This is a genomic window from Pseudoalteromonas sp. SWXJZ94C (assembly GCF_015864385.1).
GTDB lineage: Bacteria > Pseudomonadota > Gammaproteobacteria > Enterobacterales > Alteromonadaceae > Pseudoalteromonas.
Genome location: NZ_JADYXF010000003.1, coordinates 115,779 through 131,754, shown reverse-complemented (window position 1 = coordinate 131,754; position 15,976 = coordinate 115,779). Strand labels below are relative to the sequence as shown.

14 protein-coding genes are annotated in these 15,976 nt (G+C 34.8%); 10 read left to right on the top strand and 4 right to left on the bottom strand.

All coding sequences use genetic code 11. From position 1 onward, the window contains the following. Window positions 1–780: a TatD family hydrolase gene (locus I6F65_RS02155; protein ID WP_197111342.1), complete on the top strand. Its 780-nt coding sequence runs from the start codon at window positions 1–3 to the stop codon at window positions 778–780. A gap of 601 nt (window positions 781–1,381) precedes the next feature. Here the strand turns inward: I6F65_RS02155 and I6F65_RS02150 are convergent. The 4 genes from I6F65_RS02150 to I6F65_RS02135 all read right to left on the bottom strand — a co-directional run bounded on the left by I6F65_RS02150 (window position 1,382) and on the right by I6F65_RS02135 (window position 6,024). Further along, window positions 1,382–2,698 carry an O-antigen ligase gene (locus I6F65_RS02150; protein ID WP_197111340.1) on the bottom strand — a complete coding sequence of 439 codons (1,317 nt, stop codon included), beginning with the start codon at window positions 2,696–2,698 and terminating at the stop codon, window positions 1,382–1,384. A gap of 63 nt (window positions 2,699–2,761) precedes the next feature. After that, window positions 2,762–3,313, bottom strand: a complete 552-nt coding sequence (locus I6F65_RS02145) for a hypothetical protein (protein ID WP_197111338.1) — start codon at window positions 3,311–3,313, stop codon at window positions 2,762–2,764. Window positions 3,314–3,335: 22 nt separating this feature from the next. Next, complete coding sequence (locus I6F65_RS02140) at window positions 3,336–5,342, bottom strand: EAL domain-containing protein (RefSeq protein WP_197111336.1); 2,007 nt, start codon at window positions 5,340–5,342, stop codon at window positions 3,336–3,338. Next, complete coding sequence (locus I6F65_RS02135) at window positions 5,326–6,024, bottom strand: transglutaminase-like cysteine peptidase (RefSeq protein WP_197111334.1); 699 nt, start codon at window positions 6,022–6,024, stop codon at window positions 5,326–5,328. The genes I6F65_RS02140 and I6F65_RS02135 overlap by 17 nt, the downstream gene beginning before the upstream one ends. A gap of 266 nt (window positions 6,025–6,290) precedes the next feature. On the opposite strand from I6F65_RS02135, the gene galU reads away from it, so the two are divergent. The 9 genes from galU (at window position 6,291) to I6F65_RS02090 (ending at window position 15,976) form a co-directional block, all read left to right on the top strand. Then, window positions 6,291–7,181: a UTP--glucose-1-phosphate uridylyltransferase GalU gene (gene galU / locus I6F65_RS02130; protein ID WP_197111332.1), complete on the top strand. Its 891-nt coding sequence runs from the start codon at window positions 6,291–6,293 to the stop codon at window positions 7,179–7,181. A gap of 28 nt (window positions 7,182–7,209) precedes the next feature. Then, complete coding sequence (locus I6F65_RS02125) at window positions 7,210–8,571, top strand: UDP-glucose/GDP-mannose dehydrogenase family protein (RefSeq protein ID WP_197111330.1); 1,362 nt, start codon at window positions 7,210–7,212, stop codon at window positions 8,569–8,571. A 163-nt stretch (window positions 8,572–8,734) separates the two neighbouring features. Continuing rightward, a complete protein-coding gene (locus I6F65_RS02120) occupies window positions 8,735–9,124 on the top strand; it encodes an acyltransferase (protein ID WP_197111328.1) in 390 nt (129 codons plus the stop codon). After that, window positions 9,121–10,125 carry an NAD-dependent epimerase gene (locus tag I6F65_RS02115; protein ID WP_197111326.1) on the top strand — a complete coding sequence of 335 codons (1,005 nt, stop codon included), beginning with the start codon at window positions 9,121–9,123 and terminating at the stop codon, window positions 10,123–10,125. The genes I6F65_RS02120 and I6F65_RS02115 overlap by 4 nt, the downstream gene beginning before the upstream one ends. A 2-nt stretch (window positions 10,126–10,127) precedes the next feature. Next, window positions 10,128–11,045, top strand: a complete 918-nt coding sequence (locus I6F65_RS02110; RefSeq protein WP_197111324.1) for a glycosyltransferase — start codon at window positions 10,128–10,130, stop codon at window positions 11,043–11,045. Next, window positions 11,038–12,495, top strand: coding sequence for an oligosaccharide flippase family protein (locus I6F65_RS02105; RefSeq protein ID WP_197111322.1), 1,458 nt, complete (start codon window positions 11,038–11,040; stop codon window positions 12,493–12,495). Before I6F65_RS02110 ends, I6F65_RS02105 begins: the two co-directional genes overlap by 8 nt. A gap of 179 nt (window positions 12,496–12,674) precedes the next feature. Beyond that, the gene (locus tag I6F65_RS02100; protein ID WP_197111320.1) at window positions 12,675–13,718 is read left to right on the top strand and encodes an acyltransferase; all 1,044 of its coding nucleotides are present in this window, start codon (window positions 12,675–12,677) and stop codon (window positions 13,716–13,718) included. Then, complete coding sequence (locus I6F65_RS02095) at window positions 13,715–14,866, top strand: glycosyltransferase family 4 protein (RefSeq protein WP_197111318.1); 1,152 nt, start codon at window positions 13,715–13,717, stop codon at window positions 14,864–14,866. The genes I6F65_RS02100 and I6F65_RS02095 overlap by 4 nt, the downstream gene beginning before the upstream one ends. Beyond that, window positions 14,867–15,976, top strand: a complete 1,110-nt coding sequence (locus I6F65_RS02090; RefSeq protein ID WP_197111316.1) for a glycosyltransferase family 4 protein — start codon at window positions 14,867–14,869, stop codon at window positions 15,974–15,976.

Below are 15,976 nucleotides of genomic sequence, written 5' to 3'. Positions count from 1 at the left end.
GTGATTGTAGATTCTCATTGCCATTTAGACCGTCTTGATTTTGATAAACTTGATTTAAACCTCGACCAAGTGCTAGATAACGCACGTGCAAAAAAGGTTGAACACTTTTTATGTGTAAGCGTAACGCTTGATCAGTTCCCAAGTATGCTTGATAAAATTAAACATTACGACGATGTATCAGCCTCGTGCGGCGTACATCCACTCGATCAAAAAGACGCGCTAAATAAACAACAGTTAATCGACCTTGCTTCTCATAAAAAAGTAGTCGCTATTGGCGAAACAGGTCTGGATTATTATTACTCACAAGATACCCACGCAGTGCAACAAGCCAGCTTTGTTGGGCACATAGAAGTAGCTAACGAATTACAGAAACCGTTAATAATTCATACCCGCGATGCACGTGCAGACACCATTAACTTAATGCGTGAGCATAAAGCCGAAAACTGTGGTGGTGTACTACACTGTTTTACCGAAGATTGGGATATGGCTAAAAAAGCGATTGATATGGGCTTTTATATTTCTATTTCGGGCATTGTTACTTTTAAAAATGCAGTAGAGCTAAAAGAAGTTGTAAAGCAAATACCGCTTGATCGCCTACTAATAGAAACAGATTCACCTTATTTAGCGCCAGTCCCGTACCGTGGTAAAACTAATCAGCCAGCTTATGTAGAAGATGTTGCTTATTACATTAGCGAGTTAAAGGGCATTAGTTTTAATGAACTTGCAAAAGCAACCACCGACAATTTTTATTCTTTATTTAAATTAGCAGCTAAAGGCTAAAAAATGACAACTCACACGGCGCAACTTCCTGTTTTACTAATGGGACCAATGGTGCGCCGTGCAGAGCAAACGGGTGTTTGCATTCAGTTTGACTACACAATCAGCAATTCTTAATCTGTTAATGCATAAATCACTTGTTACGAGATGTACCTGCCACGCAAGCAAGCTTCGCCTCTACAAGTTAAACACACAGCTATACTTTGGCGGTAGACGTAGAGCTTGCTCACGTGAAAAGCGTAGCTTTTAATTGCTTAAATAAAGCACTATTCATAAAGAGAAGTGAAAGAGGAGTGAAAGAGGAGTAAAAGAGGAGTAAATGAGAAGACATAAGCCAAGCATAGCTTTAAATTAATCACTTCCTCTAAAAGCGTAGCGCCTCTTAAATTCTTTGTGCATAAATTACTTTACGGTCTTTGCCCGTCACGCAAGCAAGCTTCGCGTCTACAAGTTAAACACACAGCTATACTTTGGCGGTAGACGTAGAGCTTGCTCACGTGAAAAGCGTAGCTTTTAATTGCTTAAATAAAACACTATTCATAAAGAGAAGCGAAACTTCTACTTATACTCTAAATTAGATAATTAGTTACATTAGATCCTGCATTTAACCATGCTCTTTTCGACTTCGTTTAGCTGCGGGTAATTTATTACTTAATATTGCCAAGCATAAAATAGCCATGAACAACATTGAGTTTGCACCCGCTTGTAAAGAGTAATCTACCAATGAATGCAGCAACATATCTATAATTGCAATGGCACAGCCAAAAGCAACGCCCTGGAACAACGCTGTTTTACGCATTCGCATAGTATTAACACATAACCATAAACAATAGAGTATAAGTGAGCCTAGTGCAGCTGTAGCGGGTATACCCAGCTCTACTGCAAACTGTACGTAATCGTTATGGGCGTTATCGTAGTAACCAGAATAAGGCTCAGATTGATACGCCGGAAACGCCGTATAAAATGTACCACCACCAGAGCCCAATAAAGGTTTATCTAATATAAGTGGAATTGAGTCTCGGACTACTTCATCGCGTGTTTCTGATTGAATACTTGTTTCGCTAATTCGCTGTTTAACTTTTTCAACGTCAAAAATTGCACCAATAATAATTAAATCAATAATAAAAAAACTGATTATTAATGGTTTAAACGCTTTTGGTTTGTGCTTATATACAAATAAAGCTAAAAAGCTTACAACAATTAATGCAATAAAAAATGCCGAATTACCCATACGACTACGCGTTAATATAAGCGCCACAATAATTATAATTAACGAGATACGTAAAATAATTTTTGAGCTTAAAAGTATTTCCGCCCAGGCACGTAAAGTTTGTTTAAATGTTTGTTTATAGTCACTATCAGAGCGTTTTAATTCACTTACTAAAACGCCAATACCTAAACATAAACACAAAGCTAAAAAGTTAGCTAAAAAGTTAGAGTAAGTAAAAGTGCCAATAGCACGCTCGGTATGCCTGTAGCCAAACAAAGGGCTAACAATATCAGGGGATAAATTTAAGTAGCTTGCATATAAAGCTTGAAAAACCCCAGCACAAATAATGGCGTAAATAAGTTTCTTAATACATTGGCTGCTATTGCAATAAATAAATATTAACCAGCAAAACAGTATTATAAAACTGGTTTTAATTAGCATTTGTTTGGTCTGAAAGGGATCAATACTTATGCCTAATAACTGGACGCAGCAAATTAAAACAACAATACCAAGAGCAGCAAATAAAGGCCAAGAATATAAAGGGGGGTAAAGGGGTTGGTCGTTATCAATAGTACAATTTATTAAGTGAACTAAAAATGTAGCCCCGATTAAAATGCCCATTGCTAAAATAGCCCAAGGGCGATAGCTACCTAAAGGAATAGGCAACAGAAATAGTATTGCACACAGCAACAAAAATATAAAACGATTCACAGTAAGCTCAAAAGTAAAAACGCAGCTCAAGAGCTGCGTTTATATTATATTTTATAAGTGGTATTAATTACCTACTTCTGAAATTCCAGCATCGCCACCAGTACCGCCAGCACCTGGTGGTACTGTAGTAGTAGGCAAAGTAACAACAACAGGTGCAGCTGGGGCAAGACCAGGCGTTGGACCTGCAGCAGTAGCTTCTGATGCAATAGTTGCATCAATACCAGCAGTAATAGCTGCTAAAGTAACTGCATCGCTGTTAACGCCAGCTTCTACAAGCGCAGCTAAAAAATCACTAATCAAAGGATTGTCTGCACCAAGTGCAGCAACAACATCTGCAATCATTCTATCAATGTTAGTTGCAGAGCAAAGCCCTGATTCAACATCATCTTGTAGTTTGGTTGGTACATCGTTTTGGCATAATAATTTAATAGCTTCAACTAACTCTTTTTTAAGCTGCTCAGGAGATGTATCTGCATCAGCATTATTTAAAATACTAAGTATAGTATCCATGCTTTGTTGTTTTACAACTGCAGCAGTGTCTGTTACAGCGTAAACAGGTAACGTCGTAACTGCAAAGGCGCTAGCTACTAAGCCAGCTAAAATAAGTGATTTCATCTATCATCCCATGATTGAATATCTAATTACAAAATTTTAGCGTATCAGCGCAAAAAGTAAACTCTTTATTCGTATTATTACCACTTTCTTTAATAATTTTTGAAGGCGACATAATTAGGTTTCCTTGCACACCATCACACCCTAGGTTTTCAAGTATCTTTAATGTCTCAGGTTTTTCAATTAAACAAGCTAAAACCTTAATCCCAAAACCATGACAAATATTATTAACGGTTTGAATAAAAAACTGACTCTGGGTGTTATCTAATAGGTCTTGTATGTAACTGCCGTCAATTTTCACGTATTCAATATCAAGACCCTGCAAATACCTAAACGACGTTAAGCTAGTACCAAAGTGCTCAACACATACACCAATACCAATATCTTTAATGGCATCTATATGCATAGACGCAATATGAACATTATAAAGTAAGCTAATTTCATGAAGCTCAAAAATCAGGTTAGTTTTTATAATCGGCTTAGTGTGTGCGTATAGCGTAAGCCATTGGATAAAATCGGTTGAATATAAAGACGCTTTACTCACATTTAATGCAAATACATCGTTAGGGTATTGCTCTTTAATATTTACAAAATTTCGAATTAGTTTTTTATCAAGTTCTTCTGTTAAGTTTAGTTTTTCGGCCATTGCAAACAAATGACCATTATTTACCTTTTCGCCATTATGGATAAAATGAGCAAACACCTCAAAATAACATTGTTTATTTTGCGAATTAGCACGTTTAACTGGTTGCACCGAAAAACTTACATCACCAGAGTCAATAATCGATTGAATAAGAGTACGCCATTGTTTAACACTAAATAAAGTATCCTTGTCTACCTTATCCAAGCTCACTTTTGTACCAATAGTGCTACCAGTATCAAGCTCAGATAAAACACCACCAATAGACGAACCCTTTTCAACGGAAATAAGCGCAAAGTTAGCAAAACCATTTACGTGTAAGCTATTTTTCTTTTGACTAAAAGCATCGGTAATTTCTAATCGAGTTCTGTTTAAAAACACTTCATCAAAAGGAGCCAAAGCAATAAACGTACTGCCATTTAATCTAAATATTTTTGAATTAGTGAGATCGCCAATAATCTTTTTTAAAATAATACTGACATCATTAACATGCTCATCGCCATCTTGATAACTTACAGTCTGATTTATATTTGCTAGAGAAGGTAGGGTGATCATCATTGCAGTAATTGGCGCATCAGTTGTTATTGTATCGACAACCGAATTAAAATGATTTTCAAACGATTTACGATTACCAAGCCCCGTTAAAGAATCAATATACACTTCTTCGGTTAGCGCTTGTGTTTGTTTAGTGAGCGAATCAAAGGTGCTTTGTAAGTTAATAACCATATTATTAATTGCTTTTGTCACTGTGCGTAATTCACGAGCAACAGGAATTTCTTCGTTTAATGTAAAGCGTTTGCGAGTAACAAGGTGGGCCTGATTTTCAACTGCTTTTAAAGGCTTAAATACAGCGCGTAAAATTAAAAAAGCAACCGCAAGTGAGGCAATTAATAATAAAAAAGATCCATAAAAGCTACGCTTTGTATGTTCCCAAAGTGTTAAATAGGATTGGCCAGTATGGCTAGTAACTTCAAGCACGCCCGCCATTATCCAACCACTATTGAGCTCAGACTGCATAGTAGGTGCATTTAATCTGCAAAGTGCAATAAACCAATTAGGCACAGACTCAACCCGTTTAGGATTTTCAAGATCGAATACAACGGCGTTTTGCGAGTTAGTAAATTTAATTTCTTTGTAATAACCCGAATCAAAAATAGCGGTCGCCATTGTTTGGGCAATCATTAAGCTCTCGTCATCTAAATAAGGAGAGATAGAAAGTCCTAAACTAGTTGCTGTGTCTTGTGCATGGCTGCCCATTTGTGTTTGTAAATAATCACGAGTAGTTTCTACATCTGTAATTACACGTGCAACAAACGAAATAACCGAAATAACAATTATTAAGCCATATACTTGAGTTTTAAGGCTCAATCCATTTTTAAAAATTCGAGACATAGCTCTTTATTCCTTTTTTATCAGTGTTTGCAGGAGCAAGTTCACCTTGTTCAATTCTTTCAAGCATTGTATTCCAGGCAGACACACCACGGCTATTTTTTACTTTATTACCTAATCCTTTCGATTTGGCTAACCACAAGCCTTGACCATTAAAGCTGTAAATAGGCGTTAAATCGGTACGTTTATTAGCAGGTAATAATTTTGTATTAAAGTTGCCTAATACAAAAGGAATTTGATTAGGTTTTTCGATATAAATAAGCACCATGTGGGGCTGATTAACAGTACGCTGGCGTACATACATTAATCTAACTTTTTCTTCAGGAATACCCAACGCTATAAGCGTAAAGTACTTGGCTATTACGTAGTCTTCGCAGTCACCCATACCCACGCCTAAACTCTCGAGTGGGGTAGCCCAATAATCTTTTTGATTCCAAAGTGCTTCATCAGTTTTATATTGTATATTTTTATTAAAAAAACTGTTTACCAAGTGGATTTTTTGCCATTCGCTTTTATCCATAGATTCATCGATAAAGGTTAGCCAGTTTTTTATACGTTGATGACCGTCTTCACCATATTGTATTTTAGCACGCGTTATTATGTCGCTGTTGCGTAAATACAAAAGCATGTCTTGTGCGCACACAAAAAACGACAACAATATAAAAATGCAAAATCCAAAGCGCACAAACATATCCCTAGTAAATAAACATAAGAATTATAGTCTTATTAGTATAAAAAAGGTAGCTAGCAAAAAAGTATTATGCAATGTTGTTTGTTAACATAGGTATAACAAAAAAACAGCCGAAAGGAGGTTTTTATCATTGAGTCCAATATTATGTTGTGTATAATAATAAAAATATTGTGCGGTATGTAAATAACGTAAATGGATGTGTTTTAAAATCGTTATTTTATTATTTTTTTTACAAAAGTAATCAAAAAAAAGGAATTAAATTGAAAGTCTTAAAAGCCGTTCTGCCCGTTGCTGGTTTGGGTACTCGTATGTTGCCTGCGACTAAAGCAACACCAAAAGAAATGCTCCCTCTTGTAGATAAGCCACTTATTCAATACGTAGTAAACGAAGCCGTACAAGCTGGTATTAAAGAAATTATATTAGTTACTCATGCTTCAAAAAACTCGATAGAAAACCATTTCGATACAAGCTTTGAACTAGAAGCAACATTAGAAGCACGGGTAAAAAGAAGCCTACTAGAAGAAGTACGCTCAATAGTACCTAAAGATGTAACTATTATTTCGGTGCGCCAATCAGCACCATTAGGTTTAGGACATGCTGTTTTAGCCGCGCGCCCAATTGTAGGTAATAATCCTTTCGCTATATTACTACCCGACGTAATAATTGATAAATATAAATCAAACCCAAAAGTAGATAACTTAAGCCAAATGATCGCCCGGTTTAACAAAACAGGTTATAACCAAGTAATGGTAGAGCCTGTACCTGAAAGCCAAGTACATCAATATGGTGTAGTAGATATATCAGGTGAAAAAATAACCGAAGGCGAAAACGCCACAATTACAAACATGGTCGAAAAACCAAATAACATAGATGCACCAAGTAATTTAGCTATTACGGGTCGTTACGTTGTATCTACAGCAATTTGGGATTTATTAGAATACACCCCACCAGGTGCCGGGGGCGAAATACAACTTACCGATGCACTATTACAACTTCGCCACATAGAAACCCTAGAAGCCTATCATTTAAAAGGTAAATCGCACGATTGCGGTTCAAAATTAGGATACATGCTTGCAAATGTAGAGTACGCAATGCAATCAAGTGACATGGGCGAAGAGTTTACTAAACAAGTTAAAAAATTAATTCTGTAAAACACCAAACATACCTCAAGGATTTAAAATGAAAGTTACCTTTTACGGCATAGGCTATGTAGGCCTAGTGCAAGCTACTGTGCTTGCAGATGCAGGACATGATGTATGTTGTGTAGATATTGACGAAACGCGTATAAATAACCTAAAAAAAGGCATTATTCCTATTTACGAGCCAGGTTTAACTCCTTTAGTTGAAAAAAACTATGCTGACGGTCGTTTAATATTTACTACCGATGCCAAGTTTGGTGTCGAATTTGGTGATTTACAATTTATAGCCGTGGGCACACCACCAGACGAAGATGGTTCAGCCGATTTAAAATACGTGCTTAAAGTAGCCGAAACAGTCGCTACGCATATGACAACCCCTAAAGTAATTATTGATAAATCAACCGTACCAGTAGGCACCGCAGATAAAGTAAGAGCAAAAATACAAAGCGTGCTTAACGAGCGTAAAAGTGATTTAGAATTTGCTGTTGTATCAAACCCAGAGTTTTTAAAAGAAGGCGCAGCAGTAAACGACTGTAAACGCCCAGATCGCATTATAATTGGTACCGACTCAAAAACAGCAGAAGAACAAATGCGTGAGTTATACGCACCTTTTAACCGTAACCACGAAAAAATAATTGTTATGGATATAAAAAGTGCCGAGTTAACTAAATATGCTGCCAACTGTATGTTAGCAACTAAAATAAGCTTTATGAACGAAATGGCTAACATAGCAGAGCGAGTAGGGGCAGATATAGAAAATGTACGCCAAGGTATTGGATCTGACTCACGTATTGGTTTTCAGTTTATTTACCCAGGTTGTGGTTACGGTGGATCGTGTTTTCCAAAAGACGTGCAAGCATTAGTCCGTACTGCCGATGGCATAGGTTACGAGTCACAAATATTAAAAGCGGTTGAAGCAGTCAATTACGCACAAAAAAATAAAATGTTTGAATATATAAGTAAACATTTTGATTTAGCTAATAATCCAGCGGCAATAAAAGGTAAAACCTTCGCAGTATGGGGGCTAAGCTTTAAACCAAACACCGACGATATGCGCGAAGCACCTAGCCGAGTATTAATGGAACAGCTTTGGGCAGCGGGTGCAAATGTACAAGCATATGACCCAGAAGCAATGGAAGAAACTCAACGTATTTACGGTACGCGCTCAGATTTAAGATTAATGGGTACTAAAGAGTCTGCCTTAAATAATGCTGATGCCTTAGTAATTTGTACAGAATGGCAGAATTTTAGAGCCCCCGATTTTGATTTAATTACATCACAATTAACAGAATCGGTAATATTTGATGGTCGTAACTTATTCGATCCTGAACGTATGGATAAAAAAGCAATTAAGTACTATAGCATTGGTCGTGTAAATTATGTTTCTGATAAGAAAGTTTAATAATTTAATTGATTTAGCCAAGTTATTTTTAACATGTAAAATATCGCAAAAAAGAATCACAATAAATTCAATACGCGATGTAAAGCTTGGTAAATATACAAAGCTTCAATATGATTCTAAAGGTTTAATTTCATTCTTAGGCAAATTTTCTTGTAGGAGGTTTGTGACTATTTCTAGCAGTGGCGGAGAAATAGTTATTGGGGATGATGTTTTTATTAATAACTACTCATCAATGACCTCCAGAGGAAAAATAAAAATTGGGAATAATACGCTAATAGGTGAGTCGGTTAAAATATATGATCATGATCATATATTTAATCAACAAGCTCTAATTAAAAATCAGGGATTTAAAGTTGGAATTGTAAATATAGGCTCAAATGTTTGGATCGGATCTAATGTTACTATTTTACGAGGTACAACTATTGGAAATAACTGTGTAGTTGGAGCTGGGTGTGTATTAAAAGGTAATTATCCTGATGGTAGTTTAATAAAAAGTACAATAGGTACAAATTGCCAAGAATCAATTGTAACTTATGAAGAGATAACATCATGAAATATTTAGTAACAGGTGCTGCGGGCTTTATTGGTAACTTTGTTAGCGAACGCTTATGCGAAATGGGTCATGAAGTTATAGGGTTAGATAACTTAAACGATTACTACGATCCTGCATTAAAACATGCAAGGCTTGAGCGTATAAAACATCTTGAGTCATTTAGTTTTGTAAAAATGGATTTAGCCGACAGAGACGGCATAGCCAACTTATTTAAAGACGAAAAGTTTGACCGTGTAATACATCTTGCAGCGCAAGCTGGCGTGCGTTACTCAATAGAAAATCCAATGGCGTATATTGATTCTAACTTAGTTGGCACAGCCACTATTTTAGAAGGTTGTCGTCATAATAAAATACAGCATTTAGTATATGCATCATCAAGCTCTGTTTATGGTATGAACGAAAAAATGCCATTTTCTACTGACGATGCCGTCGATCACCCAGTATCGCTTTATGCTGCCACTAAAAAATCAAACGAGCTAATGGCGCACAGTTATAGCCACTTATATGATTTGCCAACAACAGGCTTACGCTTTTTTACGGTATATGGACCATGGGGTCGCCCAGACATGGCACCTTACCTATTTACCGATGCAATATTAAACGACCGTGAAATTAAAGTATTTAATAACGGTAAAATGAAACGCGACTTCACCTATATCGACGATATTGTTGAAGGTATTATTCGTATTCAAGATGTAGTGCCTGTGCGTGATTCTAACGATAGCAATATATCGCCAGCTTCGAGCAAAGCACCATACCGAGTGTTTAATATAGGTAACAACGAACCTATAGCACTTATGACCTTTATTGAATCAATCGAAAAAGCTGCTGGTAAAGTTGCCGATAAAAACTACATGCCAATGCAAGCCGGTGATGTACCTGCAACATTTGCTGATATAGATAGCTTACAAAAAGAAGTAGGTTTTAAACCTAATACCAATATCGAGTACGGCATGCAGCAGTTTGTTGATTGGTATAAACTTTATAATAGTAAGGATTGACTGTGGATTTAACGATAGGTGTTACTTGTTGGAATGCAGAAGATTCGATTATACGAGCACTAGATAGTGTTCGTGAATTAAGTAATTCCTATATCGATTATGAAGTTATAATTGTTGATGATGCTTCAAGTGATAATACAATGAGAATTGTTGAAGAATATATTACTACTCATGATTTAAGTTACTTTTCTCTTTTTAAGTTACCTAAAAACAAAGGTGTAGCAGGGGCTAGAAATGAGATACTTAAGCATGCAAAAGGCGAGTATTTTGCTTTTTTAGACGATGACGATGAATGGTTACCGTCAAGGTATAATGAGCAGAAGCAAGTATTGTTAGCTACTGAACAGGATTATAGCGTACCTGTATTATGTTACGGAGGTCGTTTACAGAAACATTTAGATGGCTCTACAAATCATAAATCACCATTGGGTTACCCAAATATCGTTGGTGGTGTGGAATTAAAAAACTTTTTCATATCAGGGGACAAGTTTGATAATCCCAGTTTGAATCCAGCTGGTACAGGTGTTTTATTTTCACGGTTATCAACACTTCAGAGATTAAATGGGTTTGATGAGTCATTTCGAAGGATGGAAGATGTCGATTTGGTAATCCGTCATTGTGATAATGGAGGGGTATGTGTTGGTACTGATGTTGAAGTTATTACGCAAAATCTAACTTTATCTGAAGATAAAGGTTTTGATAAGGTGGTTTTCTACCATAAAAAATTAATTCGAAAGCATATCTCAATATTTAGCAGTAGATATATATATTCAATAATAAAAATGCACAAATCAGTAGCCTATAAAAATGGTAACACTTTTCGGTCTAAAATATATTTATTAATTTCTTTCTTTTTTTCGTTAGAAAATTTTAAATATAACTTAAAAAAAATACCTATGAATTCTAAAGATAATGAATAAAACAGTAAATAGTAGTAAATGGGCTTTTTTAAATAGTAGTGCCCAACAACTTATTGGTTTTCTATTTTTTGGTGGAATGACTTATTTGCTATCCCCAGAGTATTTTGGTGTATATGCAATCGGTTTAATTTTTTCTGAGATATTTTGCCAATTAGTTCGTTTAGGGCTATCAGCTAATTTAATTAATAGAAAAAAAAATGTAAGTGTTGCACTAAATAATGCCTTCTTTAGTACATTATTAATCGGTATTTTAGTAAGTGTTGCGTTTTACTACTCAGCTGGTTTTATTACATCTTATTTTGAAATATCCAGATACCTATTAGTTCTTCAAATAATGTCTATCATACCTTTAATTTTTTCACTGGGTAGCGTTCCTGATGCCCAATTACAAAGAAAATTTTTGTATAAAAAAATAGCTTTTGCCACATTTATGGCAAGTTTAGTATCTTGTTTAATTGCAGTTGTTGTTGCACTTACTGAGTTTTCAGAGCTTGCATTTGCATTTCAAAAAGTTATATATGAATTTATTATGCTAATAATTATTTGGAATTCAATTAAATGGCGACCAAGTTTGTTAATTAATTACTCTATTTTAAAAGATCAACTTAGAGTCGGCATTCCATTGCTGGTTGCAGGATTGACTAACGTTGCAGTAAATAAACTAAAAGATATATTTATTGCATCTGTATTAGGCCCATCAGTGTTAGGCCTCTATAGGCTTGCAATTAAGTTACAAGATTTTGTTGTTAAACTAACATTAGGCCCAATTACAGCTATTGCTATTCCTAGCTTAGCTAGAGTAAAAAAGAGCGAGTTTAAAGGAACATTATCTTCATTTATTAAATGGATGGCTATATTGTCATTTCCTATTTTTGGTGGATTGGCAATAACCTCTACTGATTTGTTGAGTGTTTTATTTAAAGATGAATGGAAAGACTCAGCTTTAGCTTTGCAAATGTTATGCATATTAGGTGCTTCATCAATTTATATTCATATGTTTAAGCCTGTTTTTAGTGTTTTAGAGCGAGGGGGGATTCTTGTAAAATTAAGGGTAATGCACTTTTTTATACTGTTCGCATTACTATACAGTACATCCAAATACGGGGTTTTTTATATCGTACTTTCAGAAATACTTGTAACGATAATTTTAACTTTTTTTGGTTTACTTTTATTATCAAATGCGTTAGGTGAAAACTACTTTGACTTGGTTTTTAGTATTAAATCAGCAGCTGTATCAACTAGTTTGATGTTATTTGTTTTGTTTTTTATTAATTACTTTGCTGATAATTATTTAATGATTAATCCTTTAAATTCATTAGTTTTATTTTCTTTGCTAGGTTTGTTTACATATGCATTATCAATGAAGGTTTTCTTTAATAGAGACTTTGCTGTAATAGTAAATTATATTAGATCTAGTAAGTTAGGGTTTATCTTTAAGAAGTGTTTTTAAATTAAGATTTTATTTATTAGTTATTAGATTAACGCTTAATAGTTTATTGTAATTTTTAATAATATAAGAGCAATGTTTTAGTTATAAATAAACTCGAGAATGTTTTTTGAATGTAAGTATCTAAATCTTTTATCAGAGCATTAAAGAGCGGTTCATAATGAGATTTCTAAGGGATGTATATGAAGTTATTAACACTTCAGTTTTTAAGAGGCTGGGCATCTATAATTGTTGTTGCCTACCATGTTCATGGTTTAATTATTAAACGACACATTGAGTTAGGTACAGAGCATTCTTTTTGGCTAGCAGAAAACCAGTTTGTAAAGATAGGGGCTATAGGAGTAGACATATTTTTTATATTGTCTGGCTTTATTATTTTTTATACATCAAGAAATACAAATGATATAGGTTTATACCTTAAAAAAAGAATTGTCAGAATATATCCTATTTGGTTTGTCGCTATATTTTTTATGAGTGTATTAGCTTTATTGCCTGGATCTTCAGCTGTGTTTGACGGGCTGCATGTATTTTATTCATTATTATTGATTCCACATGCTTACGAAGAGGCGATAGTTCCTTTTTTAAAAGTAGGTTGGACTTTAAACTATGAAATTATATTTTATATGTTATTTGCTCCTACATTATTGCTTGCTGCGTCAAAAAGGTTAGAAGTAATTACTGTTTTTATAATAGTACTTTCCATATTTGCACATTTAACTGATTTAGATTTAGCTATTATAACCTTATTAAAAAATCCAGTCTTATTTGAGTTTGTAATAGGTGGTTGGCTTGCGAAGCTATACTTGTCGGGTTATAGAATATCTAAAAATATTATGCTTGTAGTGGTTATATTTGGGTGCTTATGGTTATTTATGTACTTCACAACATCCTATTTATGGGAGTACACGTCTTTAATATCAAGAGCACCTATAGCATTGTCTGTTTTTATTGTGGCAGTACTTTACACACCAATAAAAGATATGAAAATTCATAAGTCATTTGTTTACTTAGGTGATGCTTCTTACTCAATATATTTATTTCATATGTTTCCTATTATGATTATAAGCGGGATTTTGGGACGAAATTTAATCCCTCAAATACAACATATACCAATAGTAATTACTTGGTTTGGTATTACTTTAATTAGTGTGCTATTTGGCTGTTTTATTTATAATATTATCGAAAAAAACATCAACATTAGATTGAGGGAATATATATCTAAATGAAAATTTTAATGCTTACATGTCAATACATGCCAGATGTATTTGGTGGTGCTGAAAAACAATGCGGGCGAGTCTCTAAAGGAATTCAAACTGAAGGTGTTAGTGTACATATATTAACATCACGCCAAAAATTTAAAGGCAAAGCAAATGAGATAATGAACGACGTGCCTGTAACGCGTTTATATTCGCCAATAGCCCCTGACTTACTTGGTCGCTGGTTACCCTTTTCGGTATATTGGTTAATGCGGGTATTAATTTGGGGAGTATTTAATAATAAAAACTTTGACATAATACATTGCCATCAAGGTAAATTTGGCGCTTTTGTTGGGTGCTGTTTAGCTCGTTTATTTAAAAAACCAATATTAATTAAAGTAGGGAATTCTAACCAATATATGGATTTCAAAGCTTTGAAATCTAAAAAAATTGTTGGGCCAATAATGACTGATTTTGCATTAAAAACTAACCCTACAATAGTCGCAATATCGGGTGTTATCGCACAAAACTGTAAAGAGTTTGGCTTTAAAAATATTATTAATATACCAAACAGTATTGATAAAAGCTTAATTAATGCTGATAGCCTAGTTTTAAATGATAAAAATGATTCTGTAATAAATATTTTTTATCATGGTCGGTTAGAGCAAATAAAAAAAGTAGACGTTTTAATGGAAGCGTTTGCATTGCTTACTAAAAAGCATGATCAAGTGCATTTTCATTTAATAGGCAGTGGTAGTGTACTACCTGCAGCAAAAAAATATATTAAGGCAAGCAACCTGCAAAAAAAAATAACATTTTATGGTGAGGTTAACGACCCGGTAAACTTTATTAAGAAATTTGATATTTTTGTTAATGCCTCTGAGGCTGAAGGGTTTTCGAACTCATTACTTGAGGCTTTGTTAGCTGGAAAGGTGCTAGTGTCGACACCTGTAAGTGGGGCAAGCGATGCTATTTTTACAGATAAAAACGGTTATATTGCTACAGGTTTTAGTGCGGCTGAAATTGCTAAAAGTACAGAAGATGGTATTGCATTACATTATAAAAATAGTGGTGAAGTACAGGTTTTTTCTGAGCAATTAATAGCATCTAATTTTACAGTAGACGTAATAGCAAAAGAATACGTAAAGCTTTATAAAAAATTACTTGGAGCTTCATAGATGAAGGTTTTAATAGGGATGACGCGCTCTGATACTATTGTATCTGGTTCATTTAAACATATTTGCCAAATTGGCGAAAAGTTTAGAGACGAAGGTGCAGAGGTTGTATACGCATTAGGTGGCGACGGCGATGCTATAACTAAATTACGATCGGCTGGCTTTAAAGTGCATGCTTTAACTAATTTAAAAAGAGATTTAAGCCCATTGAGCGACATTTGGTCATTGTTAAAATTAATATGGCTAATTATTTCAGAAAATCCGCAAGTTTGTTCTTGGCATACGGCTAAAATAGGTGCGCTTGGGCGTATAGCTGCAATGCTTACTTTTAAACGCTCTTATTATGTTCCTCATGGTGTGCCTTTTGTTAATACACCTGAAAATAAAGGTTTTAAAAAATATGAGCAACTTGAAAAGTTACTATCGTATTTACCGTCAAAAATAATAGGCGTGTGCGAGTTTGATAAAAACGAGTATTTACGAATAGGCGTGCCTGACAAAAAGTTGTTAGTGATACGTAACGGCATGCTTGGTAAATTTAACGATAAGTGGGAACTAACCTACAAACCCGTTAATTTTATTACCGCAGCTCGCTTTGAAGATCAAAAAGACTACACTACCCTCGCTCGAGCATGTGGCTCTTTATTAAGCCAAGGTAAACCCTTTACTTTAAGCATATATGGCGATGGCCAGTATGAAGCTAAAGTAAAACAGTTGTTTGCCCACTTTCCTGAAGGGGTCGTAAACTTTTGTGGTGTGGTTGATAACTTTGCTGAAAAACTAGCTGAAGCTGATGTATTTATACTTTCTAGTTTTTGGGAAGGTTTACCACGTAGCATTATAGAAGCAATGGCTTGCAAAAAAGCTGTTATAGCGTCTGACGTTGGTGGTTGTTCTGAGTTAATAATTGAAGGTAAGACCGGGTATTTAGTTCCAATTCGCGATGCATCGTTAATGGCTGACGCAATGAGCGAATATATTACCGACAAAGCTAAAACAGTTTCACATGGCAGTAATGCTTACGAACTATATAAACAAAAATATTATTTACCAGTAATGCTTGATTGTTATGCAAAAGAATATGGAGTGCTAAAGCAAGGTGTAGTTAATTAA

What these genes read in the sequence shown, in the direction of transcription:
- I6F65_RS02100 (WP_197111320.1), top strand. Translation starts at nt 12,675, where the DNA reads ATGAAGTTATTAACACTTCAGTTTTTAAGAGGCTGGGCATCTATAATT.
- I6F65_RS02115 (WP_197111326.1), top strand. Translation starts at nt 9,121, where the DNA reads ATGAAATATTTAGTAACAGGTGCTGCGGGCTTTATTGGTAACTTTGTT.
- I6F65_RS02125 (WP_197111330.1), top strand. Translation starts at nt 7,210, where the DNA reads ATGAAAGTTACCTTTTACGGCATAGGCTATGTAGGCCTAGTGCAAGCT.
- I6F65_RS02140 (WP_197111336.1), bottom strand. Translation starts at nt 5,342, where the DNA reads ATGTCTCGAATTTTTAAAAATGGATTGAGCCTTAAAACTCAAGTATAT.
- I6F65_RS02095 (WP_197111318.1), top strand. Translation starts at nt 13,715, where the DNA reads ATGAAAATTTTAATGCTTACATGTCAATACATGCCAGATGTATTTGGT.
- I6F65_RS02145 (WP_197111338.1), bottom strand. Translation starts at nt 3,313, where the DNA reads ATGAAATCACTTATTTTAGCTGGCTTAGTAGCTAGCGCCTTTGCAGTT.
- I6F65_RS02090 (WP_197111316.1), top strand. Translation starts at nt 14,867, where the DNA reads ATGAAGGTTTTAATAGGGATGACGCGCTCTGATACTATTGTATCTGGT.
- I6F65_RS02105 (WP_197111322.1), top strand. Translation starts at nt 11,038, where the DNA reads ATGAATAAAACAGTAAATAGTAGTAAATGGGCTTTTTTAAATAGTAGT.